29 protein-coding genes are annotated in these 26977 nt (G+C 63.1%); 24 read left to right on the top strand and 5 right to left on the bottom strand.

Annotation, left to right across the window (positions count from 1 at the left end):
* Positions 1 to 37: 37 nt before the first annotated feature.
* Entirely contained in the window at positions 38 to 766 is a 729-nt protein-coding gene (gene rph / locus GCN75_RS24410; RefSeq protein ID WP_152284699.1) for a ribonuclease PH, read from the bottom strand.
* 302 nt (positions 767 to 1068) lie between these two features.
* On the opposite strand from rph, the gene GCN75_RS24405 reads away from it, so the two are divergent.
* Both GCN75_RS24405 and GCN75_RS24400 read left to right on the top strand, forming a co-directional pair.
* Complete coding sequence (locus GCN75_RS24405; RefSeq protein ID WP_035821322.1) at positions 1069 to 1959, top strand: YicC/YloC family endoribonuclease; 891 nt, start codon at positions 1069 to 1071, stop codon at positions 1957 to 1959.
* 2 nt (positions 1960 to 1961) lie between these two features.
* Positions 1962 to 2297 (top strand): hypothetical protein, encoded by a 336-nt coding sequence (locus GCN75_RS24400; RefSeq protein ID WP_152284698.1) that lies wholly within the window; start codon positions 1962 to 1964, stop codon positions 2295 to 2297.
* Between the two features lie 28 nt (positions 2298 to 2325).
* Here GCN75_RS24400 and GCN75_RS24395 read toward each other — a convergent pair whose 3' ends face one another.
* Positions 2326 to 2736 (bottom strand): DoxX family protein, encoded by a 411-nt coding sequence (locus GCN75_RS24395; protein ID WP_152284697.1) that lies wholly within the window; start codon positions 2734 to 2736, stop codon positions 2326 to 2328.
* A 211-nt stretch (positions 2737 to 2947) separates the two neighbouring features.
* Between GCN75_RS24395 and gmk the strand changes: the two genes are divergently transcribed.
* The 3 genes from gmk to GCN75_RS24380 all read left to right on the top strand — a co-directional run bounded on the left by gmk (position 2948) and on the right by GCN75_RS24380 (position 6214).
* On the top strand, positions 2948 to 3586 hold the full coding sequence (gene gmk / locus GCN75_RS24390) for a guanylate kinase (protein ID WP_077407781.1): 639 nt from the start codon (positions 2948 to 2950) through the stop codon (positions 3584 to 3586).
* A gap of 53 nt (positions 3587 to 3639) precedes the next feature.
* A complete protein-coding gene (gene rpoZ, locus GCN75_RS24385) occupies positions 3640 to 3843 on the top strand; it encodes a DNA-directed RNA polymerase subunit omega (protein ID WP_010400723.1) in 204 nt (67 codons plus the stop codon).
* 82 nt (positions 3844 to 3925) lie between these two features.
* Positions 3926 to 6214: a RelA/SpoT family protein gene (locus GCN75_RS24380; RefSeq protein ID WP_152284696.1), complete on the top strand. Its 2289-nt coding sequence runs from the start codon at positions 3926 to 3928 to the stop codon at positions 6212 to 6214.
* A gap of 49 nt (positions 6215 to 6263) precedes the next feature.
* On the opposite strand, the gene GCN75_RS24375 is transcribed toward GCN75_RS24380, so the two are convergent.
* Together GCN75_RS24375 and greB are read right to left on the bottom strand one after the other, a co-directional pair.
* Positions 6264 to 6905 (bottom strand): transposase, encoded by a 642-nt coding sequence (locus GCN75_RS24375; protein WP_152284695.1) that lies wholly within the window; start codon positions 6903 to 6905, stop codon positions 6264 to 6266.
* A gap of 68 nt (positions 6906 to 6973) precedes the next feature.
* Positions 6974 to 7540, bottom strand: coding sequence for a transcription elongation factor GreB (greB, locus tag GCN75_RS24370; RefSeq protein WP_092710976.1), 567 nt, complete (start codon positions 7538 to 7540; stop codon positions 6974 to 6976).
* 115 nt (positions 7541 to 7655) lie between these two features.
* Here greB and GCN75_RS24365 point away from each other — a divergent pair, with 115 nt between their 5' ends.
* The 12 genes from GCN75_RS24365 to GCN75_RS24310 all read left to right on the top strand — a co-directional run bounded on the left by GCN75_RS24365 (position 7656) and on the right by GCN75_RS24310 (position 20537).
* Entirely contained in the window at positions 7656 to 8243 is a 588-nt protein-coding gene (locus GCN75_RS24365) for a hypothetical protein (protein ID WP_099666875.1), read from the top strand.
* Between the two features lie 17 nt (positions 8244 to 8260).
* Positions 8261 to 9751 carry a sensor histidine kinase gene (locus GCN75_RS24360; RefSeq protein WP_226941551.1) on the top strand — a complete coding sequence of 497 codons (1491 nt, stop codon included), beginning with the start codon at positions 8261 to 8263 and terminating at the stop codon, positions 9749 to 9751.
* A gap of 52 nt (positions 9752 to 9803) precedes the next feature.
* On the top strand, positions 9804 to 10451 hold the full coding sequence (locus tag GCN75_RS24355; protein WP_152284694.1) for a response regulator: 648 nt from the start codon (positions 9804 to 9806) through the stop codon (positions 10449 to 10451).
* 201 nt (positions 10452 to 10652) lie between these two features.
* Positions 10653 to 12224 (top strand): GGDEF domain-containing protein, encoded by a 1572-nt coding sequence (locus GCN75_RS24350; RefSeq protein WP_152258741.1) that lies wholly within the window; start codon positions 10653 to 10655, stop codon positions 12222 to 12224.
* 341 nt (positions 12225 to 12565) lie between these two features.
* A complete protein-coding gene (locus GCN75_RS24345; RefSeq protein ID WP_152284693.1) occupies positions 12566 to 14059 on the top strand; it encodes a flagellin N-terminal helical domain-containing protein in 1494 nt (497 codons plus the stop codon).
* 84 nt (positions 14060 to 14143) lie between these two features.
* On the top strand, positions 14144 to 14515 hold the full coding sequence (locus tag GCN75_RS24340) for a flagellar protein FlaG (RefSeq protein WP_152284692.1): 372 nt from the start codon (positions 14144 to 14146) through the stop codon (positions 14513 to 14515).
* A 230-nt stretch (positions 14516 to 14745) separates the two neighbouring features.
* Positions 14746 to 17427 (top strand): flagellar filament capping protein FliD, encoded by a 2682-nt coding sequence (fliD, locus tag GCN75_RS24335; protein WP_226941550.1) that lies wholly within the window; start codon positions 14746 to 14748, stop codon positions 17425 to 17427.
* 22 nt (positions 17428 to 17449) lie between these two features.
* Positions 17450 to 17896, top strand: coding sequence for a flagellar export chaperone FliS (gene fliS / locus GCN75_RS24330; protein WP_152284691.1), 447 nt, complete (start codon positions 17450 to 17452; stop codon positions 17894 to 17896).
* Between the two features lie 3 nt (positions 17897 to 17899).
* Positions 17900 to 18226, top strand: a complete 327-nt coding sequence (locus tag GCN75_RS24325) for a flagellar protein FliT (protein ID WP_152284690.1) — start codon at positions 17900 to 17902, stop codon at positions 18224 to 18226.
* A 44-nt stretch (positions 18227 to 18270) separates the two neighbouring features.
* Entirely contained in the window at positions 18271 to 19446 is a 1176-nt protein-coding gene (fliK, locus tag GCN75_RS24320; RefSeq protein WP_226941549.1) for a flagellar hook-length control protein FliK, read from the top strand.
* Positions 19439 to 19765 (top strand): EscU/YscU/HrcU family type III secretion system export apparatus switch protein, encoded by a 327-nt coding sequence (locus GCN75_RS24315; RefSeq protein WP_035821344.1) that lies wholly within the window; start codon positions 19439 to 19441, stop codon positions 19763 to 19765. The genes fliK and GCN75_RS24315 overlap by 8 nt, the downstream gene beginning before the upstream one ends.
* A gap of 25 nt (positions 19766 to 19790) precedes the next feature.
* A complete protein-coding gene (locus tag GCN75_RS24310) occupies positions 19791 to 20537 on the top strand; it encodes a flagellar brake protein (RefSeq protein WP_152284688.1) in 747 nt (248 codons plus the stop codon).
* A gap of 143 nt (positions 20538 to 20680) precedes the next feature.
* Here GCN75_RS24310 and fliE read toward each other — a convergent pair whose 3' ends face one another.
* Positions 20681 to 20929, bottom strand: coding sequence for a flagellar hook-basal body complex protein FliE (gene fliE, locus GCN75_RS24305; protein WP_264372564.1), 249 nt, complete (start codon positions 20927 to 20929; stop codon positions 20681 to 20683).
* Between fliE and GCN75_RS29865 the strand changes: the two genes are divergently transcribed.
* The 7 genes from GCN75_RS29865 to GCN75_RS24275 form a co-directional block, all read left to right on the top strand.
* Positions 20832 to 21224, top strand: coding sequence for a hypothetical protein (locus GCN75_RS29865; protein ID WP_264372565.1), 393 nt, complete (start codon positions 20832 to 20834; stop codon positions 21222 to 21224). The two genes, fliE and GCN75_RS29865, sit on opposite strands and share 98 nt — an antisense overlap.
* Before the next feature lie 75 nt (positions 21225 to 21299).
* Complete coding sequence (gene fliF, locus GCN75_RS24300) at positions 21300 to 23015, top strand: flagellar basal-body MS-ring/collar protein FliF (protein ID WP_152284687.1); 1716 nt, start codon at positions 21300 to 21302, stop codon at positions 23013 to 23015.
* Positions 23008 to 24006: a flagellar motor switch protein FliG gene (fliG, locus tag GCN75_RS24295; protein WP_034787109.1), complete on the top strand. Its 999-nt coding sequence runs from the start codon at positions 23008 to 23010 to the stop codon at positions 24004 to 24006. The genes fliF and fliG overlap by 8 nt, the downstream gene beginning before the upstream one ends.
* A gap of 43 nt (positions 24007 to 24049) precedes the next feature.
* A complete protein-coding gene (locus GCN75_RS24290) occupies positions 24050 to 24763 on the top strand; it encodes a flagellar assembly protein FliH (RefSeq protein ID WP_152284716.1) in 714 nt (237 codons plus the stop codon).
* An 89-nt stretch (positions 24764 to 24852) separates the two neighbouring features.
* Complete coding sequence (gene fliI / locus GCN75_RS24285) at positions 24853 to 26169, top strand: flagellar protein export ATPase FliI (RefSeq protein ID WP_226939268.1); 1317 nt, start codon at positions 24853 to 24855, stop codon at positions 26167 to 26169.
* Positions 26170 to 26201: 32 nt separating this feature from the next.
* Complete coding sequence (gene fliJ / locus GCN75_RS24280) at positions 26202 to 26642, top strand: flagellar export protein FliJ (protein WP_152284686.1); 441 nt, start codon at positions 26202 to 26204, stop codon at positions 26640 to 26642.
* A 19-nt stretch (positions 26643 to 26661) separates the two neighbouring features.
* The coding region (locus tag GCN75_RS24275; protein WP_226941548.1) for a hypothetical protein at positions 26662 to 26977 on the top strand (316 nt) is incomplete at its 3' end.

The following is a 26977-nucleotide window of genomic DNA, read 5'->3' as shown; positions in this document are numbered from 1 at the left end:
CACGCGGGGGGCGGCACTGTGTAAATCTACGTAAAGATTACAGGCCCAGCGCCTGCTTCTGCATGACGATCAGGTCGGCGATGCCGCCCTGCGCCAGGTCCAGCAAGCGGTTCATGCCCGCGCGGTCGAACGCGGCGCCTTCGGCCGTGCCCTGCACTTCGATGAAGTGGCCCGCTTCCGTCATCACCACGTTCATGTCCGTGTCGCAGCCCGAGTCTTCCACATAGTCCAGGTCCAGCACCGGCATGCCCTGGTAGACGCCCACCGAGATGGCGGCGACAAAGCTTTTCACGGGGATGGCGGCAATCGCGCCGCGCGCCTGCAGCTGGGAAAACGCGTCATACGCGGCCACCATGGCGCCCGTGATCGAGGCCGTGCGCGTGCCGCCATCGGCCTGGATCACGTCGCAATCGAGGTGCAGCGTGCGTTCGCCGAAGGCCTGCAAATCAAAGGCGGCGCGCAGCGAGCGGCCGATCAGGCGCTGGATTTCCTGCGTGCGGCCGGACTGCTTGCCGCGCGCCGCCTCCCGGTCCATGCGCGTGTGCGTCGAGCGGGGCAGCATGCCGTACTCGGCCGTCAACCAGCCCTGGCCCTTGCCTTTCAGGAAGCCCGGCACCTTGTCTTCGATGCTGGCGGTGCAGATGACCTTGGTGTCGCCGCACTCGATCAGCACCGAACCTTCGGCATGCTTGGTGTACTGGCGGGTGATGCGGATGGCGCGCAGCGCATCGACGGCGCGGCCGCTCGGGCGGGATTCAAATGTCATGGGAGTGTCCTGTGTGATTGGGGTTGCGGCAGCGATTCTACCATCGCGCGCCCGTCTATTTGCAGTCATGCAACAGCGCAGGGCGCAATGGCGGGCGGTGCACACATGATCCCTACAATCCTGCCCCGCCAAACACAATTTTCTTTACAATGCCGTAAAACGCACACTATTCAGCAATTTTCAGGCCATCGTGCTCTTCGGTCCTGTTTTGCGGCGCGGGCGGTATTGCCTGCGCTGGCTGATTAAGTGTATAAGTGACTGTATACAAGATCAAATCGGGGAATCCTTTGAGCATTTCAAGCATGACAGGCTACGCGGTTGCCACCAGCGAAGGTGCTGCAGGCACACTGACAATTGAAATCAAGAGCGTCAACTCGCGCTTTCTCGACCTGCAATTCCGGATCAACGACGATCTGCGGGCCCTGGAGCCTGACTTGCGCGCCGCCGTCATGTCCGCCATCACGCGCGGCAAGGTCGAAGTACGCCTGAGCTTTGGCCGCAAGGCCGCGACAGCCGGCACGCAGGCGTTGAACCTGCCCCTGCTGGCCGAACTGGCGCGCCTGCAAAACGAAGTAGGCCAGCATTTTGTGTCCGCCCCCGTCATGACGGTGGCTGAACTGCTGCGCTGGCCCGGCGTCATCGAAGAAGCGCAAGTGGGCCAGGAATCCCTGCAGGCCGATGTGGGCGCGCTGACCAAGCGCACGGTGGCCGCCTTCGTCGACAGCCGCAAGCGCGAAGGCGCGGCGCTCGAAGCCGTGCTGGTGTCGCGCATCGAAGCGATGGAAGCCATCGTCAAGCGCATCACGCCCCTGATTCCGCAAGTGGTGGCGGCCTTCCAGCAAAAAGCCATCGAGCGCATGCAGGACGCGCTGGGCCTGGCCAGCCAGGGCTCGAATTCGGCCCTGTCGCGCCAGGACGCCATGGAACGCATCCGCCAGGAAGTCATCCTGTACGGCATCCGCATCGACGTGTCGGAAGAACTGGCGCGCCTGTCGGCCCACCTGGGCGAAACGCGCCACATCCTCACCAAGGGCGGACAAGTGGGCAAGCGCCTCGACTTCATGATGCAGGAACTGAACCGCGAAGCCAATACGCTGGGCGCCAAGGCGTCCGTCAAGGAACTGGCCGACGCGTCGATGGACCTGAAGCTGCTGATCGAGCAGATGCGCGAACAAGTGCAAAACCTGGAGTAAGCATGGCCGCACGACGTCCATCGATGCTCTGCGCCGCCGTGCTGGCCCTGCTGGCGGCCGGCACGCAGGCGCAACCGGTACAGGCGGTGCAGCAATTGTCGCCGTATGCGATCGAAGGCTGCGCGTCCGGGTGCTTCGCCCTCAAGGAGCGGGGCGCCGCCATCTACACGGGCGCCGACGCCGCTTCCTACCGCATCTGCTCGCGCAGCAACCTGGGCGCGGAAGTGTCGGTCGACAGCGCCGTCGTGCGCCTCAATAACCGCGACTGCACCGACGTGAACGGACGGGTCATCGTCCTCAACGCGGGCGAAATCGCGCTGGGCCGGCTGCCCCGCTAAGGGCAGGCAAGGATGCGCAAGCCCGGCGTCAGGCCAGGCGGATTCCCGCGCGCCCCTTGTCGGCGGCGGCGATGACGACGCAGGCAACAAACAGCACGATGCTGTACTCCACGCCGCCGGCGCCATGCTCGCCCACGAACCAGCCCTTGGCCGCATGCACGATGGCGATGCCGCCGATGCAGATCACCATCAGTCCGGCCGCCGCCCAGCGCGTGTATTTGCCGGCGATCAGCAAACTGCCGCAAACGATCTCGACGACGGTAATCGCCCACACGACGGCCAGGCCATAGACAAAACCCTTGTCTTCCAGGAAACCGGCAAAACGGGGAATCGTGCCATTGGCGATGCGCGTGATCGCGTGCGCCATGAACATCACGGCAATGGCCACGCGCAGCAGGAGCATGGCCTGGGCAGGACTGAGGAACGGGAAATTTTTCATGCGTTGATCCTGTCGTTAAAATAATTATTAAGAAAAAACCATTCCAAATTAAATAACTATTTCTTCAGGATAACAAGCAAAATATGCGCAAGCGGGGCGGCAATGCGCATCGCGGGACTGGCTCGCTGCCTTGCCTCTTGGTAAAATACCGAATTGGGCGGCGCCCACGCAAGCGCAGGCGCCGCCATCACACGCATATGGAAAGATCCGCATGAGCCACCCTACCGCCTTCTCCGGCAGCCTGTTCGTGGTCGCCGCGCCATCGGGCGCCGGCAAATCGACACTGGTCAATGCATTGCTGGCGCAAGAGCCCGGCATCAAATTGTCGATCTCGACCACCACGCGCGCGCCCCGCCCGGGCGAGCAGCACGGCCGCGAGTACTACTTCACGACAGCGGAAGACTTTGTCGCGCGCGCCGACCAGGGCGAATTCCTGGAATGGGCGGAAGTGCATGGCAATTACTACGGCACCTCGCGCATCATGGTGGAACAGCAGATGCTGGCCGGCACCGATATCCTGCTGGAAATCGACTGGCAGGGCGCGCGCCAGGTGCGCAAGCAATTCCCCCGCGCGGCCGGCATTTTCATCCTGCCGCCGTCGATCGATGCGCTGGAAGAACGCTTGAACAAGCGCGGCCAGGACGAGCCGCACGTGATCACGCGCCGCCTGCTGGCGGCCGGCGGCGAAATCGCACACGCTCCCGAGTTCGAGTATGTTATTATCAATGAAGAGTTTACGGTCGCTTTGTCCGAACTGAGCGCGATCGTGAGAGCGGCCCGTTGCCGGTTTGCGCAACAAGCGGCCCGCAACGCATCGCTATTCGCCCAGCTGGGCCTGCACGCAGAATAATCGTCTCGGCACGCCAGTTCACACAGCGCCACGCACCACTATTAGGAGTTACTATGGCCCGTATCACCATCGAAGATTGCCTGAAACAGATCCCTAACCGCTTTCAGCTGACCCTGGCTGCAACGTACCGCGCACGTCAGTTGTTGCAAGGCCACACCCCTAAGGTGGAAGCCAAGGACAAGCCTACCGTTGTCGCACTGCGTGAAATCGCTGCCGGTAAAGTCGGCATCGAAATGCTGAAAAAGGTCCCGATGTAATTGGGAAGCCGCGTGCCGGAACAGTGCTGACCCCTGGTTCTACCGTATCCTTTATTCACACTGTGAAGCAACGCGACGTTTTATGAGTCTGACCCCAGCCGACACGACTTCTGCAGCACTGCCGCCCCTGGCCCCGCGCCAGGCGGCAAAACCACAGGGTGCTTCCGCGCCCGGTGCCGGCACGTCCGCCGCCAGCGCCCCCGCAGGCGGCACTCCCGCAGCGCCAGCGCTGGGCGTCGCTTCCGTCAGCCACCTGGCCGACAAGCTGGCCGAATACCTGTCTCCCGCCGACCTGAAAAAAGTCAAGGAAGCCTACCGCTTCTCCGACGAGATGCACCTGGGCCAGATGCGCCGCTCGGGCGAGCCGTATATCTCGCATCCGATCGCCGTCGCGGAAATCTGCGCCGACTGGAAGCTCGACGCGCAAGCCATCATGGCCGCCCTGCTGCATGACGTGATGGAAGACCAGGACGTCAAGAAGGAAGAGTTGATCGAGCGCTTCGGCGCGCCCGTGGCGCACCTGGTCGACGGCCTGTCGAAGCTGGAAAAGATCGAATTCCAGAGCCAGATCGAAGCGCAGGCGGAAAACTTCCGCAAGATGCTGCTGGCCATGGCCTCCGACGTGCGCGTGATCCTGATCAAGCTGGCCGACCGCCTGCACAATATGCGCACCCTGGACTTCATGACGGCGGCAAAAAAGCGCCGCATCGCCAGCGAGACCATGGAAGTGTACGTGCCGATCGCGCACCGCCTCGGCCTGAACAATATTTATCACGAACTGCAGGACCTGTCGTTCTCGCACCTGTACCCGATGCGCTACCGCACCCTGGCGAAAGCCGTCAAGGCGGCGCGCGGCAACCGGCGCGAAGTGGTCAACAAGATCATGGAAGCGGTGAAAAGCACCTTGTCCATGGCCGAACTCGAGGCCGACGTCACGGGCCGCGAAAAGACCCTGTACGACATCTATAAAAAGATGCGCAGCAAGCATTTGTCGTTCTCGCAAGTGCTGGACGTGTACGGCTTCCGCGTGGTGGTGGGCAGCTTTGCCGACTGTTACGTGACCCTGGGCACCCTGCACAGCCTGTACAAGCCCATGCCGGGCAAGTTCAAGGATTACATCGCGATCCGCAAGCTGAACGGCTACCAGTCGCTGCACACGACCGTCATCGGTCCCTACGGCACGCCCGTCGAATTCCAGATCCGCACGCAGGAAATGCACCGCACGGCCGAATCGGGCGTGGCGGCGCACTGGCTGTACAAGAGCGGCGAATCGAACCCGTCCGACTTGCAGCAGCGCACGCATGCCTGGCTGCAATCCCTGCTCGACATCCAGCAGCAGACGGGCGACTCGGCCGAATTCCTCGAACACGTCAAGGTCGACCTGTTCCCCGATTCCGTCTACGTGTTTACGCCAAAGTCGAAGATCATCGCCCTGCCGCGCGGCGCCACGGCCATCGACTTCGCCTACTCGATCCATACGGGCATCGGCGACCAGACGGTGGCCGTGAAGATCAACAACGAAACCTCACCCCTGCGCACCGAGCTGCACAATGGCGACATCGTGGAAATCATCACCGATTCCTCGTCGCGCCCCAGCCCCACGTGGCTGTCGTTCGTGCGCACCGGCAAGGCCCGTTCGGCCATCCGCCACCATTTGCGCACGATCAACCTGCCTGAATCGATCGCGCTGGGCCAGCAACTGCTGTCGCAGGCGCTGCAAACCCTGAACATCGACGCCGACCTGCCTGCGCCGCTGGTCGAACGCCTGCTCAACGAATCGAGCGCCAATTCCATGGACGAGCTGTACGCGGACATCGGCATCGGCAAGCGCATGGCCACCTTGGTGGCGCGCCACATCTTCGGCCTGATCGGTGGCGAAGCGGCCAGCATGCCCGTGGAACACAATAGCGGCAGCGAACTCGACCCTGTCACCATCTGCGGCAGCGAAGGCGTCTCCGTGCAGCTGGCGCCGTGCTGCCTGCCGATACCGGGCGACCAGATCATCGGCCAGCTGCGCCGCGACCAGGGCTTGCTCGTGCACACGAGCGACTGCTCGCAGGCAAAACGCCAGCGCGCCAAGGAACCGGACCGCTGGATCGCCGTGCGCTGGGGAACCGAACTGAACCGCCGTTTCGACTGCCGCATCAAGGTACTGATCAACAGCGAGCGGGGCATCCTGGCACGCGTGGCCGCCGAAATCGGTGAATCGGATGCCAACATCATCTATGTGGGCATGGACGAAGACAAGGACAACGTCCTCGACCAGCTGCGCTTCACCGTGCAGGTCAAGGACCGCGTCCACCTGGCCGCCCTGCTGCGCAATGTGCGCCGCGTCGCCGGCGTCAACCGCATCTTGCGCGAACGTAATTAAACCCCCAGGCAAAGACTGGGGTCGGACCCTCAGGGTCCGACCCCGGCCCTTACGCTTTACGGGTTTGCAATTCCCTCACAAACTCGTCACTTCCCACCGCCCCATTGCCACGGCTGGCAGCACGCAAAGCCTGCCGCGCTACTTCCTCATCGGCATGAAATAAAGCGGCATAGGCGTGCCGCCGCTCTCCCTGGTTTTTCCCCATGCTGAAATACAGTGAATGTGGCTGGACCAAGGCATCGTCCTTCCCCTCGGCATTGCACCGATAGCTGGACCAGCGGTAATGCCCCGGATAGCGCACCATGCCGGCACGCACGGGATTGAGTTCAATATAACGCTGGCATACCAGCAGATAGGTCGTATCCTGTACGACACAGGACTTGTAGCGCCCATCCCATAGCGGCCCGGTACGACGGTAACGCCAGTTGATGTAGTGAGCGTACTCCTGCCCCAAGGCCTTCATCATGCGCGAGGCAGCCCGGACACTATCCGCAGAGAGCAGCAAATGCACATGATTCGTCATCAGCACATAGGCATGCAACGCGCAGCCTTGCGTACGCGAGTGGCGTTGTAATTGCTGCAAATACCAGAGACAATCGGCGGATTCAAAGAAGCAAACTTGCCTATCCGCCCCACGCTGCACCACATGCAAGGGCATGCCCGGCATAAACAAACGCTGGACGCGGGCCATGAGACACTCCCATCAGGAAAAGCCCCAGCCTGACAGGCCTGTCAGCGCCCGCCCTGCGCCACCGCAAACTACCCCTCCCCCGGCGCCGGATACGTCACTTCCAGCAATTCCAGCTCCTGCTCGCCCAGCGGCGTGTTGAGGGTGATCACGTCACCCTCGCGCGCCTTGGTGATGGTGCGGGCCATGGGCGAGACCCAGCTGATCTTGCCGTTCAGGGGGTCGAATTCATCGATGCCGACGATGGTGATGGTGTGCGTTTCGCCGTCGCTGGTGCGGTAGGTTACGGTGGCGCCGAAAAACACCTGGTCGTTGCCATGGTGCACGCTGGGATCGACGATGGCGGCCAGGTCCATGCGCTTGGTGAGAAAGCGGATGCGGCGGTCGATTTCGCGCAGGCGCCGCTTGCCGTAGATATAGTCGCCATTTTCCGAACGATCGCCATTCGACGCCGCCCAATGCACGATGCGCACCACTTCCGGACGGTCGACGTCGATCAGCTGCAGCAGCTCATCCTTGATGCGCTGGTAGCCGGCCGGCGTGATGTAGTTCTTGGCGCCCGCGGGAATGGCCAGCGCCAGCGCGGCCGCTTCCTCATCGTCGTCGTTGTCCGATTCTTTTACAAAGGCTTTATTCATCTGCCTATTGTAGCCCCGCCAGGGAGGCTCGGGCACACCCAATGCGGGGGCAAACGGGCTTTTTTGACGTATCATCGTGGCAATCGCGGCAAACCTGCGCCGCACACGGAGACGGATGAAAAAATTCTACAGAGTCAGGCGCTGGCTGTTCGCGCCGCTGGTCTACCTGGCCGCCATCTTCCTGCTGATCGAGGAATGGCTGTGGGCGACGGGCGCACGCATCATGCAGGTGGTGGCGCAATTTCCGCCCCTGCATGCGCTGGAAGCGTGGATCAAGCGCCTGCCGCCGTACTGGGCGCTGGCCATCTTCGTGCTGCCGGCCGTGCTGCTGTTTCCCGTCAAGCTGCTGGCCCTGCTGGCGATCGCGCGCGGCCATGCGTTTTCCGGCATCGGCGTGATCGTCATCGCCAAGCTGGGCGGCGCTGCCGCCGTGGCCCGCCTGTACAGCCTGACGCGCCCCACCCTGCTCAGTTTGCCGTGGTTTGCGCGCTGGCATGGCCTGTTCATGGAAACCAAGGACCGCTGGATCGCCCGCCTGCGCGCCACGCGCCCATGGCGCCGCGTCAGCCGCCTGTCGGCCGCGCTGGGCCGCGCCCGCCGCGCCTGGTGGCAGCGCCTGCGCAAGGGCACGCCAGGCCGCCATAATTCCCGCCCGGCACGGGTGCTGCGCCGCTTTGCCGCCTTCTGGCGCGCCCGCCGCTGATGAAGAAAGGCCACTCCATGCACGACACTCCCCGGCTGGCGCCCGCCATGCGCGCGGCGGCACCGGAAATCTACCTGTACGACGCGGCCAGCTTGCAATTGCTGGATGCCAACGATGCCGCCTGCGACAACTTGCAGTATGCGCGCAAGGAATTGCGGGCGATGACGCCGTTCACCCTGGCGCCGCAGCTCGAGGCGCAGCAGCTGGCCGCCGTGCTGGCGGGCCTGGACGACAGCATCGGCGCGCAAACCCTGCTGCATGTGCAGCAGCGGCGCCGCGATGGCAGTCTGTATTCGCTCAGCCTGCACCTGTCGCGCGCCAGCCGCCAGGGACGCGCCCTGCTCTTGGCCGAGGGCGAGGACTTGCGCACGCCGCAGGCAACGGCCGCCGCCCTGGCGCAGGTGCAGTCGCGCTTCAACGCCATCGTCTCGAATACGCCGGGCCTCGTGTACCAGTTCTGCCTGCATGCGGATGGCAGCGCCGCCTTTCCCTACCTCAGCGATGGCTGCCAGGCCCTGCTGGGTCTGGGGCCGGCACAGCTGCACGCGCGCCCGGAACTGTTCTACCAGCTGATCCTGGCCGACGACCGCGCCTCGTACCTGGAGTCGATGCTGGCTTCAAAGAACGCCTTGTGGAGCTGGAACTGGGAAGGCCGCATCTGGATCGATGCCTGGAAAGACGTCAAATGGATCAACCTGCGCTCCACGCCGCGCGCGCTGGCCGACGGCACGGTGCAGTGGGAAGGCATCATGACGAATATCACGGAAAGCCGGCTGGAACAGATCGAAGTGCGCCAGTCGCGCGCCCGCCTGGCCGAGCTGACGGCGCATATCGACAAGGTCAAGGAACATGAACGCACGCGCCTGGCGCGCGAGCTGCACGATGACCTGGGCGGCAATTTGACGGCGATCAAGATGGCGCTGGCCATGCTGGCGCGCCGCCTGCCGCCGGACGACCCGCTGCTGCAGGAAAAGGCCGATTATGTCGACGCCCTGGTCGACCGCAGCATCGATGCCGTGCACCGCATTTCGCTGGACTTGCGTCCGTCCATGCTGGACCTGGGCCTGGTCGCCGCGCTGGACTGGCAGGTGAAGGAATTTGCGCGCCAGGCCGGCATCGAATGCCAGTTCATTTCGAACCGCCAGCATATCGAACTGGAGCTGGACCAGGCAACCAGCCTGTTCCGCATTGCCCAGGAGGCGCTGACGAATATCGCCAAGCATGCGCAGGCCAGCAAGGTCAGCGTGCGCCTGGCCCGGCAACGCCAGCACATCAGCCTGTCGATAGCCGACAATGGCGTGGGCATGCGCCTGTCCGACCGGGCCAAGCCGCAATCGTTCGGCATCCGCGGCATGGCCGAACGCGCCAGCGCGCTGGGCGGCACCCTGAGCCTGGCCGACGGGCCCGGCGGCGGCACCATCCTGAGCATAAAAATCCGGCTGACCACGCCGCGAGAGGCGATAATAGCGGCTGCAGCCAGCGCACCAGCGCAAAGCGGTCCGCCGTGAGGCCACAGGGCCGCCGCCGGGCGCAGGGATTCAGATAGGAAACAACGCAGTCATGAAAGAAAAAGCCACCATCCGGGTATTCATCGCCGACGATCATGCGATCGTGCGCGAAGGCTTGAAGCAAATCCTCGCCGATACGCGCGACATCATCGTTGCCGGCGAAGCCGAAAATGGCCACGACGCCATCAAGCTGTTCCGTGGCTCGAAATGCCAGGTGTTGCTGCTCGACATCTCCTTGCCCGACCGCAGCGGCATCGAGGTACTCAAGCAGATCAAGAAGGAAAAGCCGGAACTGGCCGTGCTGATGCTCTCCATGCACCGCGAAGACCAGTACGCGATCCGTTCGCTCAAGGCGGGCGCGGCCGGCTACCTGACGAAACAGAGTGCGCCGCGCGAACTGGTCACGGCCATCCGCCAGGTGGCGCAAGGTTTGAAATACATCAGCGCCTCGCTGGCGCAGGAACTGGCCAACACGGTGGGCGAAGACCACGAAACGGCCTTGCACGACACCTTGTCGGACCGCGAATACCAGACGCTGGTTATGATCGCCTCGGGCAAGGCCGTGGGCGCCATCGCCGAAGAGCTCAAACTGTCCGTGAAAACCGTCAGCGAATACCGCGCCCGCCTGCTGGTCAAGATGAAGCTCAAGAACAGCGCCGAACTGACGCATTACGCCATCCGCAACCAGCTGGTGGATTGACGGCAAAGCGGCATGCCCGCTGGCATCGGGCGAATTGACAGGACTTCTCCTTGCTTCTCGCACAATAAGTTCTTTGCCAACTCGCATATCATGAGGATAATTAGAAATATCTAAAAAGGCTGTGCCTACATGTCCAGTAAATTGCCCTCTTCACCAGCAAGCGCTCCCGCTGGCGCCACGAATACCGCCGCCGCTGCGGCGATGAACCCGGCCGATATCGCCCGCGAGGCGTTTCGCCGCCTGGCCACGCGCCGCATCGCCCCCACGCCCAGCGCCTACCGCGACATCTACAATGAAATCGCGGGCATCAGCGAAGCCGCGGACAGCCCGGCCGTGCCGGGAGCCGTGCTGGCCGCCAGCGCCCCGCCGGACGGCGGCGCGGAAAACGTCCTGACGCAGTTTGCCGTCAAGATGAGCGAATCGGCCGGTGAACTGGGCGACTTTGGCCGCCGTTTCCAGCGCGCCCTGAAAGCGCGCGACTGGGACAGCTATGCGCGCACGCTGGCGCAACTGGCGGAAAAACAGGTCAAGAAAGGCGGCGGCATCGAATTGCCTCCGCTGCCGGACGGCGAGCAGACGCGCACCCTGCGCGAATTGCTCAGCCGCACCCTGGGCTTTGCCGTCGCCACCCTGCTGACGGGCACGCCGGCGCTGGTGGAAGAAGCCGAATCGCTGGGCGCGGCCATCAAGCAGGCCCATACGGAAGAAGCGCTGAACGAAGCGGCCCTGCGCCTGAAACAGCTGTGCTACCAGATCGAACTGAAGAGCGGCGACACGGCCGAACAGCAGGAATTGCTGCTGCGCCTGTTCAAGCTGCTGCTGGATAACGTCAGCCAGTTGCTGGACGACGACAGCTGGCTGCGCGGCCAGGTCGACGCCGTGCAAAACCTGATCGCCGGCCCCCTCGACCAGCGCGCGCTGGAAGACGCCACGCGCAGCCTGAAGGAAGTCATCTACAAGCAGAGCCAGCTCAAGCACAGCCTGTCCGACGTCAAGCTGACGGTCAAGAACATGATGATGACCTTCATCGACCGCCTGGGCCAGGTGGCCGCCAGCACGGGCGACTTCCACGAAAAGATCGGCGGCTATTCGGAAAAGATCAGCCAGGCGGAAAACATCAGCGAACTGAACAACGTTCTCGACGAAGTCTTGCGCGAAACGCGCATGGTGCAGAACGAGGCGTTGCGCGCACGCGACAAAATGGTGCTGGCGCGCCAGGAAGTGCAGGATGCGGAACAGCGCATCCACACCCTGGAAGCCAAGCTCCAGCATATGAGCGAACTGGTGCGCGAAGACCAGCTGACGGGCAGCCTGAACCGCCGTGGCCTGGACGACGTGTTCGAGCGCGAGACGGCCCGTTCCGACCGCCGCGGCACGCCCCTGTGCATCGCCATGCTGGACCTGGACGATTTCAAGCGCCTGAACGATACCTATGGCCACCTGGCCGGCGATGCCGCCTTGAAACACCTGGTGAAGATCGTCAAGGAAACCCTGCGCTCGATGGACGTCATCGCCCGCTTCGGCGGCGAGGAATTCCTCATCCTGCTGCCGGAAACGACAGTCGAGGCAGCCTCGTCGACGATGACGCGCTTGCAGCGCGAGCTGACCCGGCATTTCTTCCTGCACGACAACGAAAAGGTCCTGATCACCTTTTCCGCCGGCGTGGCCCTGCGCCTGCCCAACGAAGACCAGGCCGAACTGGTCAAACGCGCCGACCGCGCCATGTACCAGGCCAAGCAGACGGGCAAGAACCGCGTGGTGGTGGCCGATTAGACCCGACCCGCTTCACGCCATGCCGTCCCGCCAACCGGCCGGACGGCATTTTTCATGGCAAAAAAAACAACAACCCCTCCCCCTCCTGCAGCGCCTCAGCCTGCGCAGCATATAAAAATAAAACTATTTTTACCCTCAAGTTTCTTTAAATCATGTCGCTTAGCGCGCGGCCAGCCGCAAACTGAAGGGCTGAAAATTAAAATTTAAAGCGTTTTTCGCCATAAATTTTCCCGCAGAGCAACCGTTACCCTAAACAACAGCGGCTTGATTGTCCCGGAACAGCGGGGCAGGCCAAAGTGACTAGCACATAGCGCAATGTAGTACCTGTTTGGAGAAACATCATGGCTGCAGTAATTAATACCAATATCTCGTCCCTGAATTCGCAACGCAACCTGTCGACCTCGCAGTCGGCCCTGAGCACCTCACTGCAACGCCTGTCCTCCGGTATGCGCATCAACAGCGCCAAGGACGACGCCGCCGGCCTGGCAATTTCCGACCGTATGACGTCGCAAATCCGCGGCATGACGCAAGCCACCCGCAATGCAAACGACGGCGTCTCGCTGGCTCAAACGGCCGAAGGCGCGTTGGCAAGCTCGGGCGACATCCTGCAACGTATCCGCGAACTGGCCGTGCAATCGTCGAACGCCACCAACTCGTCGAGCGACCGTCAGGCGCTGCAAACCGAGGTAGGCCAACTGGGTTCGGAGTTGAACCGTATCGCCCAAACCACCTCGTTCAACGGCCAGGCGCTGCTGGACGGCACCATGGGTACGGCCAACTTCCAGGTCGGCGCAGATGCCAATCAGCTGATTTCCGCCAGCGGCGCGAACTTCCTGACCAACACCTACGGTAACAACCGTATCGCCAACGATGCATCGGCTGTCAAGAAAGATGCGCTGGGTAATGCTGTTGTCGGTAAGCTCACGATTTCCGGCTCTATCGGCACCGCCACCGTCGACACGACGGCAGCCGCCGCCGGCGTCAAAGGCAGCACGGCCAAATCCGTTGCCGCCGACATCAACAGCCAAACGGCAAAAACGGGCGTGACCGCTTCGGCACAAACGGACGTCAACCTGAACCTGGGTGCTGAATCGTATTCGTTCGCCATCAGTTCGGACAACCCAAGCACGGCGCCTGTCACCGTGTCGTTCGCCGTCAGCGGCACGGCATCGACTGCAGCCGACTACGCAGCAGGCATCAATGCCATCAATGCCCAAACGGCAAAGACCGGCGTGACCGCCCAGTACGACAGCGTCAACAAGGGCATGAAGCTGACCAATGCATCGGGCGAGAACATCAACCTGACGCAAGGCACGACGGCCAACGTCAAGTTCGACGTCGATGGCTACAAGGCCGACGGCAAGGTGCAAGCAGCGGCCCAGTCGATCATCACCGCAGCCGATGCTGCCACGGTCAACGGTCGCGTGACTTTCGACTCGCAAAACAGCTTCTCGGTAACGGAAAATACCCCTACCGGCCTGAAAGTTGGTCAAGCGACAGCGCAAGGTTCGACCCTGAACTCCGTGTCGACCCTGGACGTGACGACGTTTGACGGTGCACAGCTGGCACTGAAAATTGCCGATGCAGCACTGGCAACGGTCAACGGCCAACGCGCCCAGTACGGCGCTTTGCAATCGCGCTTCTCGTCGGCGATTTCGAACCTGCAATCGACCACGGAAAACCTGTCCGCATCGCGCAGCCGCATCGTCGATACCGACTTTGCATCGGAAACGGCCAACATGACCCGCGGCCAGATCCTGCAACAAGCTGGTACGGCCATGCTGGCGCAAGCGAACTCGCTGCCAAACGGCGTCCTGAGCCTGCTGCGCGGCTAATCTCCGATTAGTCAGGCAACAGCGTAGGACCCTGATTCCCCTGCCGGATTTTTTCGGCAGGGGAATTTTCACTAGGAGAGCACCATGACTATCGACACGATAGCGGCCGCCTCCGCGGCCCGGATAGACAAGAGTTATGCGTCTGCGGACACGCCAGCGGCGCGCCCGGCAGCGCCACGCGCTGCCACGGAAAACGGCACGGTTGCATCACAGCAAGCCAGCCGGGAGCCCAGCCGCGAACAGCTGGACAAGGCGGTATCGGACCTGAACCAGTCGTCGCAAATGAAAACGCAAGGCCTGGAATTTTCCATCGACGAAGACAGCCAGCGCACGGTGGTCAAGGTCATCGACCAGGAAACCAAGGAAGTACTGCGCCAGATTCCCACCAAGGAAGCCCTGGAATTGTCCAAGACCTTTGACTCGGCCAAAGGTTCGCTGATCAGGCAAAGCGCATAGCGATGGCCTTGCCCACGGACGTGCAGCATCGTGGCAATACGCATCGGCATGACCACGGGGTCCGGTAGCCTGGCTATCCGGCCCCGTTTTTCATTGCAATCTAGGCAATAATCGTCTGCTTCTTCCCCGAATTTTTACGCCCGCTGAAAACAGCGCGGTAAATCCCCCTCTCAAGTCCTGATTGATTCTGCCGATAACAGCTTATATTAGCGTTTTCCTAGGAGTATTCAGTGGCCATCACACCTACCCTTTCATCCATCGGCATCGGCGCTGGCGCCAGCGGCCTGGATGTGAATGCCATCATCGACAAGCTGATGACGGCCGAAGCGGCCCCACTGGGTACTTTTGACAAGAAAACGGCCTCCTACCAGGCCAAGCTCAGTGCGATGGGCACCTTGAGCGGCGCCGTCAGCACCTTCCAGAGTTCGCTGTCCGCCCTGTCCAACACCAATAACTTCCGCGCCGTCAGCGCCACGCCCGCCGATCCCCTCGTGCTGACGGCCAGCGCCGGCGCCAAGGCCGTGGCCGGCAACTACAATATCAATGTCACCCAGCTGGCCCAGTCGCAGACCCTGATGTCGGGCGGCATGGCCAGCAAGCTGTCGACCATCGGCCTGGGCAGCAAGACGACGATCTCGTTCCAGCTGGGCTCGCTCGCGGGCGGCACCTTCGGCCTGAGCGGCACTGCCCTGGGCGCCACCACGGCGCAGACCGGCATCAGCAACGGCTCCCTGATACTCAACGGCACCGCCATCCCCACCGACGCCAGCACCAAGAGCGCGCGCGCGCTGGCGGACGCCATCAACGCCAAGAGCAGCACCACGGGCGTGACGGCCACGGCCCAGCCGACGTCGAGCAGCGCCACCATGTTCAGCGGCTTCGGCAATATCGAAACGGGCGCGGACGGCACCTATTCACTGTCGGTGGGCGGCATCGATATCGTCACCCAGGGTAACGGCGTCGCCGCAGGCGCCGGCATCACGGCCGCCTCGCTCGACACGACGCTGGAAGGCCCGAATGCCGTCTCGAACGCGCTGGCCGCGGCCAACATTACCGTCACGGGCAAGGCCGCCGACGGCACCCTGAAGTTTACGCGCGCCGACGGTTCCAACCTGAACATCGAAGAAGTGGTGACGGGCTCCGTCAAGGGCGGCATCGGCCATGCCTCGAACTCGGTCAATGACGGCTCGAACGTGACGCTCACCAGCACCATCAACCTCGCTTCGAGCAATGCCAGTCCCATCACCATCGCCGGCAGCAATCCGGCCGCCGCCGGACTGACGGCAGGCTCCGGTGGTGCCTACATGAACACCAACTTTACCCAGGATGGCACGCAGGCGACGGGCACGGTGGTGATCGACGCCACCAACAATAGCTTGCAAGGCATCCGCGACGCCATCAATAACGCGGGCCTGGGCGTGACGGCCAGCATCGTCTCGGACGGCACGGACAAACCGTATCACCTGGTATTGAGTTCATCGAAGACGGGCGCCAACTCGTCCATGAAGATATCGCTGAGCGGCAGCGACGGCCTGCCCCCGGACAGCGCCCTGAACGATCTGTTGTCGTACGATGCGGGCGGCACGCAAAATCTGAAGCAGAACAGCGCCGCGCAAAACACGAACTTCAGCGTCAACGGCATCGCCATTACCAGCGCCTCCAACAGCGTCGATACGGCCATCGAAGGCGTGACCCTGGGCATTGCCAAGGTCGGCAGTACCAGCTTGTCGGTGCAGAAAGATACCTCCACCGTCAAGACCAGCATCAATGCCTTCGTCAAGGCGTATAACGACCTGAATACGGCCATGGCCAAGATGACGGCCTATGACCCGGAGACCAAGAAGGGCGGCGTCCTGCTGGGCGATTCGACGGCGCAATCGATCCAGAGCCAGCTGCGCAGGCAGCTGGGCGCGCCCATTACCGGCTTGAACAGCAATCTGAGCACCCTAAGCCAGGTCGGCATCTCGTTCCAGAAGGACGGCAGCCTGGCGCTGGACAGCAGCAAGCTCGACAAGGCCATCAGCGCCAACTTCACGGACATCGCCGGCCTGTTTTCCGCACTGGGCAAGGCCACCGACAGCAACGTATCGTTTACCAGCTCGACGGCCGCCACCAAGCCGGGCAGCTATGAATTGACGATCACCACGATGGCCAGCCAGGGGTCGATCACCTCGGCCGCCGTCATGCCCGCCAGCACGACGATTGCCAGCGACACCACGTGGAGCATCACGCTCAACGATACCGAACCCAGCGCTGCCAAGAACACGGCCCAGGTCGTCATTCCTGCCGGTACGTACACGCCCGCGCAGATGGCTTCGCTGATCCAGTCCTCGATCAACGGCGTGAAGTCCTTTTCCGACGCCGGCTCCACCGTGTCTGCCTCCATCGATGGCACGGGCAAGCTGGTGCTGGCATCGAGCCGCTACGGCTCCGTGTCGAATATTGCCATCAGCAGCGGCACGGGCACGGCGCCAACCGCCCTGTTCGGCGCATCCACGCCCGTCAAGGGCACAGACGTGGCCGGCACCCTGGGCGGACAACCGGTGATCGGCTCGGGCCAGACCCTGACGGGCGCCGCCGGCTCGCCAGCCGATGGCTTGAAGATTGAAGTCACGGGCGGCACCACGGGTTCGCGCGGCACCGTCAGCTTCTCGCAGGGCTATGCATATCAGTTGAACAACCTGGCCACCTCCTTCCTCGGCACGGACGGCATGATCACCAACCGCTCCAAGGGCCTGAACGAAACGATCAAGAACATTGCCACGCAGCGCGACAAGTTCAGCGAGAAGCTGACGGACATCGAGGCGCGCTACCGCGCCCAGTACTCGCGTCTGGACGTGTCCCTGAATAAATTGCAGGGCATGCAAACCTATTTGACCCAGCAGCTGGCCGCCATCGCCGCCAACCGTTAAGCCCAATCATCAGGAGAATTAAATGTTTGGAACCCAACAACGCGGCGTCAATGCCTACGCCAAGGTCGGCCTGGAAACGGGCATCGTCTCGGCCTCGCCGCACAAGCTGATCGTGATGCTGTACGACGGTGCCCTGGTGGCCGTGCTCAGCGCGCAAGTGCACATGAAATCGGGCAATGTGCCGGAAAAAGGCAAGTCCATCTCGAAAGCCATCCAGATCATCGACAATGGCTTGCGCGCCAGCCTGGACAAGGAAGCGGGCGGCCAGATCGCCGAAGGCCTCGACGCCCTGTATGAATACATGAGCGCGCGTCTGCTGGCGGCCAATATCCGCAACGATCTTGGCATGCTGGAAGAAGTGCAGCGCCTGCTGACCGACCTGCGCGAAACGTGGAACGCCATAGGCGCCACCCCCGCCGCCATGCCTGGCGCCGATTTGAAACGTATGCCCAGCCTTGCGAGCGCCTGACCCATGATGACGAATCAAGAAGTCCTGACCACCTACGAAGCCATGCAGACCCTGACGGGCCAGATGGTCACCGCCGCCACCAACGCCGACTGGGACGCGCTGGAAGAGCTGGAACAGCGCATCAGCACGCATGTGGCCGCGCTGAAGGCGAATGAAGAAAAAGTCGTGCTGGAAAGCGCCGGCCGCTTGCGCAAGGTTGCCCTGATCAAGCAGATCCTGGAAGACGACCGCAAGATCCGCGACCTGACCATGCCGTGGATGGCGCAGTTGTCCAAACTGATCAACAGCACCGGTACCGAGCGGCGCCTGGCCAACGCCTACGGCGCGTAAACACACACGGGGGCGCCATGTTGCCGAAGATGGATGCAATCGGCATGACGCCCTTGACCCCGATCAAGGGCACGCGCCCGGCCGACACCGTCGCCGACCCGCGCCAGGCCGAGTTCCAGCGCTCGCTGCAGGGGCTGATCGGCAAATCCATGCAGGGACAGGTGCTGGCCCGCATGGGCGACGGCAGCTACCTGGTGCGCGTGGCCGGCACGCCGGCCCGCATGCAGCTGCCGGCCGGTGCCCAGCCGGGCACGGAAATCCCGCTGACCTTGATCGGCATCAATCCCCGCCCCTCTTTTCAAATCGGCAACAACCGCGACCAGGCCGCCAGTCCCCTGCTCACGTATGCGGACGCGGAAGCCGAACCCGGCGCCGCCGAGACCCGCGGCCCCCAGGCCGGCGCCGCCCAGGCGGGCACGCGCGCCAGCAGCACGGCCGCCACCCTGCTCAGCCGCGCCCCACTGACTCCAGCCAATTTATTGCCCGCCCTGGCAGGCGACACGCCCGCGCCCGAGCTGAGCATCACCGCGCGCGCCATCAGCAGCGTGCTGAGCCAAGCGGAAAGCGTGCCCGGCGCGCCCCTGGCGCTGGTCGGCAAGACGCCGCTGATGGCCACGCCGGGCGCCAATCCCGCCCAGGTGGCGCAGAAGCTGCACGAGGCAGTGGGCAGCAGCGGCCTGTTCTATGAATCGCATGTGGCGGAATGGGCCGAAGGCAAGCGGCCGCTGGCCTCGCTGCTGCTGGAACCGCAGATGCAAAAGCCCCAGGCAAGCGAAACGGCCAGGACAGGCACCGACCTGGCCTCGGCGCAGCTGATCAATTTGCAGCTGCACACGCACGAACAGGCGCGCGTGCAATGGCAGGGCGAAGCCTGGCCTGGCCAGAAGATGCAGTGGGATATCAGCAAGGATGCGCCGGAAAGCCAGCAGCACGATGGCCGCGACGGCGACGAGGAAGCGACGGCCTGGCGCAGCAACGTGCGCTTCCAGTTTCCCCTGCTGGGCGACCTGGTCGCGCACGTGGTCTTGCAGGGTGGCCGCGTGCACATCCAGCTGCAGGCGGGCAGCGAAGGCAGCGCCGACACCTTGCGCCAGCATGCCCCGCAGCTGGAAGCGTCGCTGGGCGCGGCCGGCTGGCCATTGTCGTCGCTGAGCATTGCCGGCAAGCCGGACGCGGAAGAGCCGCCGGCAGCGACGCCAGGAGCAGACGGCGATGCTTGACGACACCAAGCGCAAGGTGCCGCAGACGGCCGTCGCCCTGGCCTACCAGAGCGGCACGCCGGCGCCCAAGGTGGTGGCCAAGGGGAGCGGCCTGATCGCGGACCAGATCATCAGCACGGCGCGCGAGCACGGCGTCTTCGTGCATGAATCGAAGGAATTGGTGGCGCTGCTGATGGATGTCGACCTGGACCGCCAGATTCCTCCCGGCCTGTATCGGGCGATTGCGGAACTGCTGGCCTGGTTATATCATATTGAATCTGCGAATGGCGGGCCCATCCCGCCGCCGCCCGACACCAGCGTCAACCTCACCGATACATAGACAGGCATCAATGCAAGCACATATTATGGATTCCGGCCTCGAAAACTGGCATGACTTTGAAGTGGAATCGCGGCGGGAAATCATCGCCTTGCTGCGCAGCATCAGTGAAAAGAACCAGCTGATCCGCATGCTGATCCACGGTGAATCCGATGTGTGCGTCACCTCCATCCTGGAAGTCGATGCGGAACGCGATACCGTCATCCTCGACCGTTCCGTGAACGCCGACCAGAACCGCCGCATGGTGGCCGCCACCGGCATCTCGTTTGAAACGTCGCTCGACAAGATCCGCATCCTGTTCAGCAGCGCCCTGGTGGAAGAGTGCCATTACGACGGCACGCCCGCCTTGAAAATTGCCATTCCAGAAACATTGATCCGCTTGCAGCGGCGCGAGTACTACCGCATGACCACGCCCGTGAGCAATCCCGTGCGCGTCTCGATTCCCCTGCCGCCCGCGCTGGGCGGCGCCGACACCCTGTTCCCGCTGGCCGACATCAGCTGCGGCGGCATCGCCATCCTGGACAACAAGCTGATGCTGGGCGAAACCATTGGCCGCGACTATCCGGGCTGCCGCATCGACTTGCCCGACGTGGGCATCGTCACCGCCACCTTGCAAATCCGCAATTCGCTGGACATGACCCTGCTGAACAACAAGCTGAACCGCCGCTTGGGCTGCCAGTTCGTCGACCTGCCCCGCAGCATGCTGGCGCACGTGCAGCGCTATATCACGCGCCTGGAGCGCGAGCGCAACGCACGCATGGCGGGGTTAGGTTAACACCTTACAAACCTGCTGCGCGTCGCCATTTGCGGCCTGCGATGCTCACTGTACTAGAGTACAGTTCCGCTTCTCGGCCACAACTGGCTTCCGCTCGCTACGGTTTGTAAGGCGTTCGTGACATACCAATACACTTGCCTGTATCAAACTTGCATGTTCATGATTTCATGATATGCAGAAACCAGCTTGTTCCGCACCTGCACCGTCGCCTGGAATTCGATGCTGGACTTTTGCATCGATACCATCACGTCCGACAGGCTGACCTTTTCGTCGCCCATGGTAAAGCGCTGGCCCATGGCCGACGATTCCTTTTGCGAACTGCTCACGGAATCGAGCGCGCTCTTGAAGGCATCGGCAAAATTCACCTTTGCTGCCGGGGCCTCGGTCTGGATCGCCGGTATTTTCGCCTCCGGCCGCGTGGCCGCCGACTTCAGTTGCGCGATCATCGCCTCGATCCTGCTGCTATCGATACCGCCTGTTTTCACTTTGCCTCCCGATTCTGGTCTATTCCTGCCTGTTGCAGCCAGAGAACAAAACTCTGGCTTGCAAGGCAACGACGGGTACAATAACTTCCGTCACATGTTGCCAGGGTTCCACAATACCAGCGCCAACGCCAGCCGCTCGGCCGAGCAGGCGGCAAAAGCGCCTTCTATTTGGACGATTGAAGCGCGTGACAGTGGCGGATAATTCTGCATATCGCCCCCTCCTCCAGTGGAAGCGGCCCCCACTCATTAGCAAACATACGCGCCCCGGAAGGCAATCATGGCTGTAGCCGAAGAAATCGATGTGAACCGCATACCGCCGGAACCGGCGCCTGCCCGCTCGCCCGTGGAGTCCGTGCAAGCGTTCGCCAAGACGCCGATGGGCAAGAATTTCCTGCGCGGCCTGGGCGTGGCGGCACTGATTGCCATCGGCGTGGCCCTGTACATGTGGAACCAGCCGCCCGAGTACAAGGTCCTGTTTTCCAATTACACGGACCGCGACGGCGGCGCCATCACGGCTTCGCTGGACCAGCTGGGCATCAAGCACAAGTTTTCCGAAGGCGGCGGCGCCATTCTCGTGCCATCCGAACAAGTCCACGATGCGCGCCTGAAACTGGCCGCGCAAGGCTTGCCGAAGGGCGGCAACGTGGGTTTCGAGCTGATGGAAAACCAGAAGCTGGGCGTGTCGCAATTCCTGGAACAGGTCAATTTCCAGCGCGCGCTGGAAGGCGAACTGGCCAAATCGATCGAGTCGGTGTCCGCCGTCGATACGGCGCGTGTCCACCTGGCCTTGCCCAAACCGTCCGTCTTCGTGCGCGAACAGCAAAAACCCACGGCGTCCGTACTGCTGAACCTGCATCCTGGCCGCGGCCTGGACCAATTGCAGGTAAGCGCCATCGTGCACCTGGTGGCGTCCAGCGTGCCGGAATTGCTGCCGATCAATGTCACCGTCGTCGACCAGGCCGGCACCTTGCTGTCGAACCAGGAAAAGGACAAGGACCGCGCCAACGGCATCAAGAGCCTGGACCCGAACCAATTAAAGTACGTGCAGCAGCTGCAGCAAAGCGTGATCAAGCAAGTCGAATCGATCCTGCTGCCCATCGTCGGCGAAGGCAATGTGCGCGCCGAAGCGACGGCCGACGTGGATTTCTCGCAAAGCGAACAGGCGGCCGAAACCTACAAGCCGAACTCGCCGCCGGAAGCATCCACCATCCGCAGCCAGCAAACGAGCGAATCGACGGGCGCCGGCAATGCCAACCCGTCCGGCGTACCGGGCGCCCTGTCGAACCAGCCGCCTGGCGTGGCCACGGCGCCGCTGACGGCCGAGGCGCCCGGCGCCCCGGGCGGCGCGCCGACGGCACCAACCCAGAAGGAATCGACGACGAATTATGAAGTTGACAAGACCGTGCGCTACGAGCAGAAATCCATGGGCGGCTTGCGCCGTCTGTCGGTAGCCGTCGTCGTCAACTACCGCCGCAGCTTCGACAAGGATGGCAAGGTCACGGTCAAGCCGATTTCCCCTGCAGAAATGGTCCAGATCAACAATCTGGTCAAGGAAGCGATGGGCTACAACAAGGAACGCGGCGACAGCTTCAGCGTGGCCAACTCGCCGTTCGACGGCATCGACCGCGCGCCCGAAGGCAAGCTCGAGTGGTGGCGCGACCCGGCCAACTTGCCGCTGGCCAAGGAGCTGGCGAAATTCCTCATCACGGCCCTGATCCTGCTGTATATCTTCATCAAGATCGTGCGCCCGATGCTGCGCCCCGTGATGCGCAAGATCGACGATTTTGGCGCCCCGCCGCCCGTCATCGAGCCGGAACTGAGCAAGGATGGCGAAGAAAACGAAGTCCTGCTCAGCGAAGCCGAACTGGAAGAGCTGGAAGAAGACACGGCCCGCGGCTACCGCGAAAACCTGGCGATGGCCAGGAAACTGGCACAGGAAGACCCACGCGTGGTGGCCAACGTAATCAAAGCATGGATAGGCAATAATGACTGAGACAACGGGATTGCAAAAAGCATCGATCCTGATGCTGGCACTGGGCGAGAGCGAAGCGGCCGAAGTGATGAAATTCCTCGGCCCCCGCGAAGTGCTCAAGCTGGGCGCCGCCATGGCCACCATGAAGGGCATCGCGCACGAACAGGTGGTCGAGGTGCTCGACGACTTCCGCGCGCAGACGGAACTCAATTCCACCGTCGGCCTCGATTCGGACGAATACATCCGCCAGGTCCTCACCAAGGCGCTGGGCGACGACAAGGCGTCCGTGCTGCTGTCGCGCATCCTGGGCGGCAAGGATGCGTCCGGCATCGAATCGCTGAAGTGGATGGATTCGCAATCCGTGTCCGAGCTGATCCGCAACGAGCACCCGCAGATCATCGCCACCATCCTCGTCCACCTGGAACGCGACCAGGCTTGCGAAATCCTCGGCCACTTCACGGACCGCCTGCGCAACGACGTGGTCTTGCGCATCGCCACCCTGGACGGCGTGCAGCCGGCCGCCTTGCGCGAACTCAACGACGTACTGACGAAACTGCTGTCCGGTAACGAAAACATCAAGAAATCGTCGCTGGGCGGCGTGCGCGCCGCGGCCGAGATTTTGAACTTCATGAGCGGCGAGCAGGAAGGCTCCGTCATGGACAATATCAAGAACTACGACAACGACATGGCGCAGAAGATCATGGACGAAATGTTCGTGTTCGACAACGTGATCGATATCGACGACCGCGGCATCCAGCTGCTGCTGCGCGAAGTGCAGTCGGAAATGCTGATCATCGCCCTGAAAGGCGCCTCGCAGGAGCTGCGCGACAAGATCTTCAAGAACATGTCGCAGCGTGCCGGCGAGATGATGCGCGAAGACCTGGAATCGAAAGGCCCCGTGCGCCTGTCGGAAGTGGAGTCGCAGCAGAAACAGATCCTGCAGATCGTGCGCCGCCTGGCGGACGAAGGGCAGATTGTCTTAGGCGGAAAAGGCGAGGATTCGTTTGTCTAACTTGATTCCCAAAGAGCAGCAAACGGCCTACCAGCGCTGGGAAATGACCTCGTTTGGCGACGAGCGCCCCAGCGTGGTGGCGGCGCGCAAGCTGCTGGAACCGGACCCCGAACCCGAGATCGACCCGGAAGCCGATCCCTACGGCGAGCTGCACGACGAAGAGCTGGCACCGCCGCTCGAGTATCCGACGCAGGAAGAACTGGTCGCCATCCGCGAGGAAGCACGCGCCACCGCCTTCGAGGAAGGCCGCGCGGCCGGCTATGCGGAAGGCCATGCGGCCGGACACGCGGACGGCCACGCCCAGTCGTATGCGGAAGGCAAGGCAGCCTCCGCCGTGGAACTGGCGCACCTGCAAACCATCGCCGTCGATTTCGGCACGGCCGTGCACCAGGCCGACGAACTGATCGCCAACGACGTGATGGAACTGGCCCTGCAGCTGGCCAAGGGCATGCTGAAGACGGCCTTGCCCGTGCGCCCCGAACTGATGCTGCCGATGGTGCGCGAAGCCATCGAATACCTGCCTGTGCTGCAACAACCGGCCTTGCTGATGCTCAATCCCGACGATGCGCAAGTGGTGCGCGACGGCATCGGCGATGAGCTCGACAAGGGCGGCTGGCGCGTCATCGAAGACCCCAGCGTGGAACGCGGCGGTTGTAAGATCGACACGGCCAGCAACCAGATCGATGCGCAGACTTCTACCCGCTGGCACCGCCTGACGCATGCGCTGGGCAAGGACCTGGACTGGCTGGCGCCGTGAGCGAATCCGTCAAAGGCCCCACTGCCCATGCGGCGCGCTGGCGCGCCTACCTGAGCGACTGTACGGCCGTGGTCGGCTTTGTCGAACCGATGCAGATATCGGGCCGGGTCACGCGGGTGGCGGGCCTGGTGATGGAAGCAGTGGGCCTGCGCCTGGCCGTGGGCGCCGCCTGCACCGTGCCCCTGCCGAATGGCGGCCGGGTCGAGGCGGAAGTCGTGGGCTTTGAAGGCGAACGCCTGTTTTTGATGCCGCAAAGCGATGTCGAAGGCATCGTGCCCGGCACGCGCGTGTTTTCCGTCGAACCAGCCATCCCCCGCCCCGGCAGCGTGGCGCACCCGCGCCGCCGCCCCAGCGACCGCGCGCGCCACCTGCCCGTGGGCCCGCAACTGCTGGGCCGCGTGCTCGACGGCGCGGGCCGCCCGCTCGACCAGCTCGGTCCGCTGCACACGGTCGATAGCGCCCCCATCAATGTACGCCCCGCCAATCCCCTGGGCCGCGCACCCATCGTCGACACCCTGGACGTGGGCGTGCGCTCGATCAATGCCATGCTGACCGTGGGCCGTGGCCAGCGCATGGGCCTGTTCGCCGGGTCCGGCGTGGGCAAGAGCGTGCTGCTGGGCATGATGGCCCGCTACACGGAGGCGGACGTGATCGTCGTCGGCCTGATCGGCGAACGGGGCCGAGAAGTCAAGGAATTCATCGAGCAGATCCTCGGCGCCGAGGGCCTGGCCCGCTCCGTCGTTGTGGCGGCGCCGGCCGACACGCCGCCGCTGATGCGCCTGCAGGGCGCCGCGTATGCGACGGCCATTGCCGAGCACTTCCGCGACCAGGGGCAAAACGTACTGCTGATCATGGATTCGCTGACCCGCTACGCCATGGCGCAGCGTGAAATCGCCCTGGCCATCGGCGAGCCGCCCGCCACCAAGGGCTATCCGCCCTCCGTCTTCGCCAAGCTGCCCGTGCTGGTGGAACGGGCCGGCAATGGCGAGGAAGGCGGCGGCTCGATCACGGCCTTCTACACCGTGCTGACGGAGGGCGACGACCAGCAGGACCCGATCGCCGACTCCGCGCGCGCGATTCTCGACGGACATATCGTGCTGAACCGGCGCCTGGCCGAGGCGGGCCACTACCCGGCCATCGACATCGAGCAATCGATTTCGCGCGCCGCCCACTCGATCACCACGCATGAACACCAGCAGCAGGCGCGCAAGCTCAAGCAACTGTATTCGCGCTATGAACGCAGCCGCGACCTGATCAGCGTGGGCGCCTACAGCGCCGGCACCGACCCCGTGCTGGACCAGGCCATCGCCCTGCATGAAAAGATCGAAGCATTTTTGCAACAGCAGATCACGGAACGGGTCAGCATGGACGAGAGCTTGGGGCAACTTACCGCTCTATTCGACTGATTAGGGCTTGCATAGCGGGAATATAATCAGCCATGGCTTCTCCTTCCCAACTTGCAACCCTGATCGACCTTGCCCAGCGCGAAACGGATGACTGCGCCAAGCGCCTGGGCGCGGCCCTGAAAGCGCTCGACGATTGCCGCCAGAAGCTCGACATGCTGTCCGGCTACCGCGACGACTATGCCAAGCGCTTCGAAACCACCATGAGCAGCGGCATTACGCCCATGGCCTACCGCAATTTCCAGGCCTTTATGGTCAAGCTCGACAGCGCCATCATGGGCCAGCAGCAGGTGGTCAACCATGCGCAGGCGCGCAGCGAGCAGGAAAAACTGCGCTGGCAAGATGCCGAACGCAAGCGCATGTCGTACACCACCCTGAACAACCGGGCGCAGGAACAGGCGCTGAAGCTGGAAAACAAGCGCGACCAGAAAGCAATGGATGAGCACGCGGCGCGACAAGCCTATTACAAACGCTAAGCAACACTGAGGCAGTATCATGCAAACCCAGCCAACCCCGATTTCCCAGATTGTCTCGCCGAACGCCACGCCGGGCGCCGCCAACCGCAGCCAGCCGTCCACCAGCGGCGCGGCGGGCGACTTCCAGCGCACCCTGAACCGCCAGATCGAACAACGCCAGGCCAGCCGCAATATGGCGCAAGCGCCAGCGGCCCGCCCCGCCACCCCTGCCGCCGCGCAAGCACCTGCCCAGGCGCCCGCCGCCGAAGCGAAGCCGACGCCAGCGGGTAACGAACAGGCGGCCAGCAGCGGTGGCCCTGCTTTCCGCCTGTACCACGCCCGCGCCGGGACCTTGC

Source organism: Janthinobacterium violaceinigrum (assembly GCF_009208555.1).
Taxonomy (GTDB): domain Bacteria; phylum Pseudomonadota; class Gammaproteobacteria; order Burkholderiales; family Burkholderiaceae_D; genus Janthinobacterium; species Janthinobacterium violaceinigrum.
This window is presented reverse-complemented; position numbering and strand designations above follow the sequence as displayed.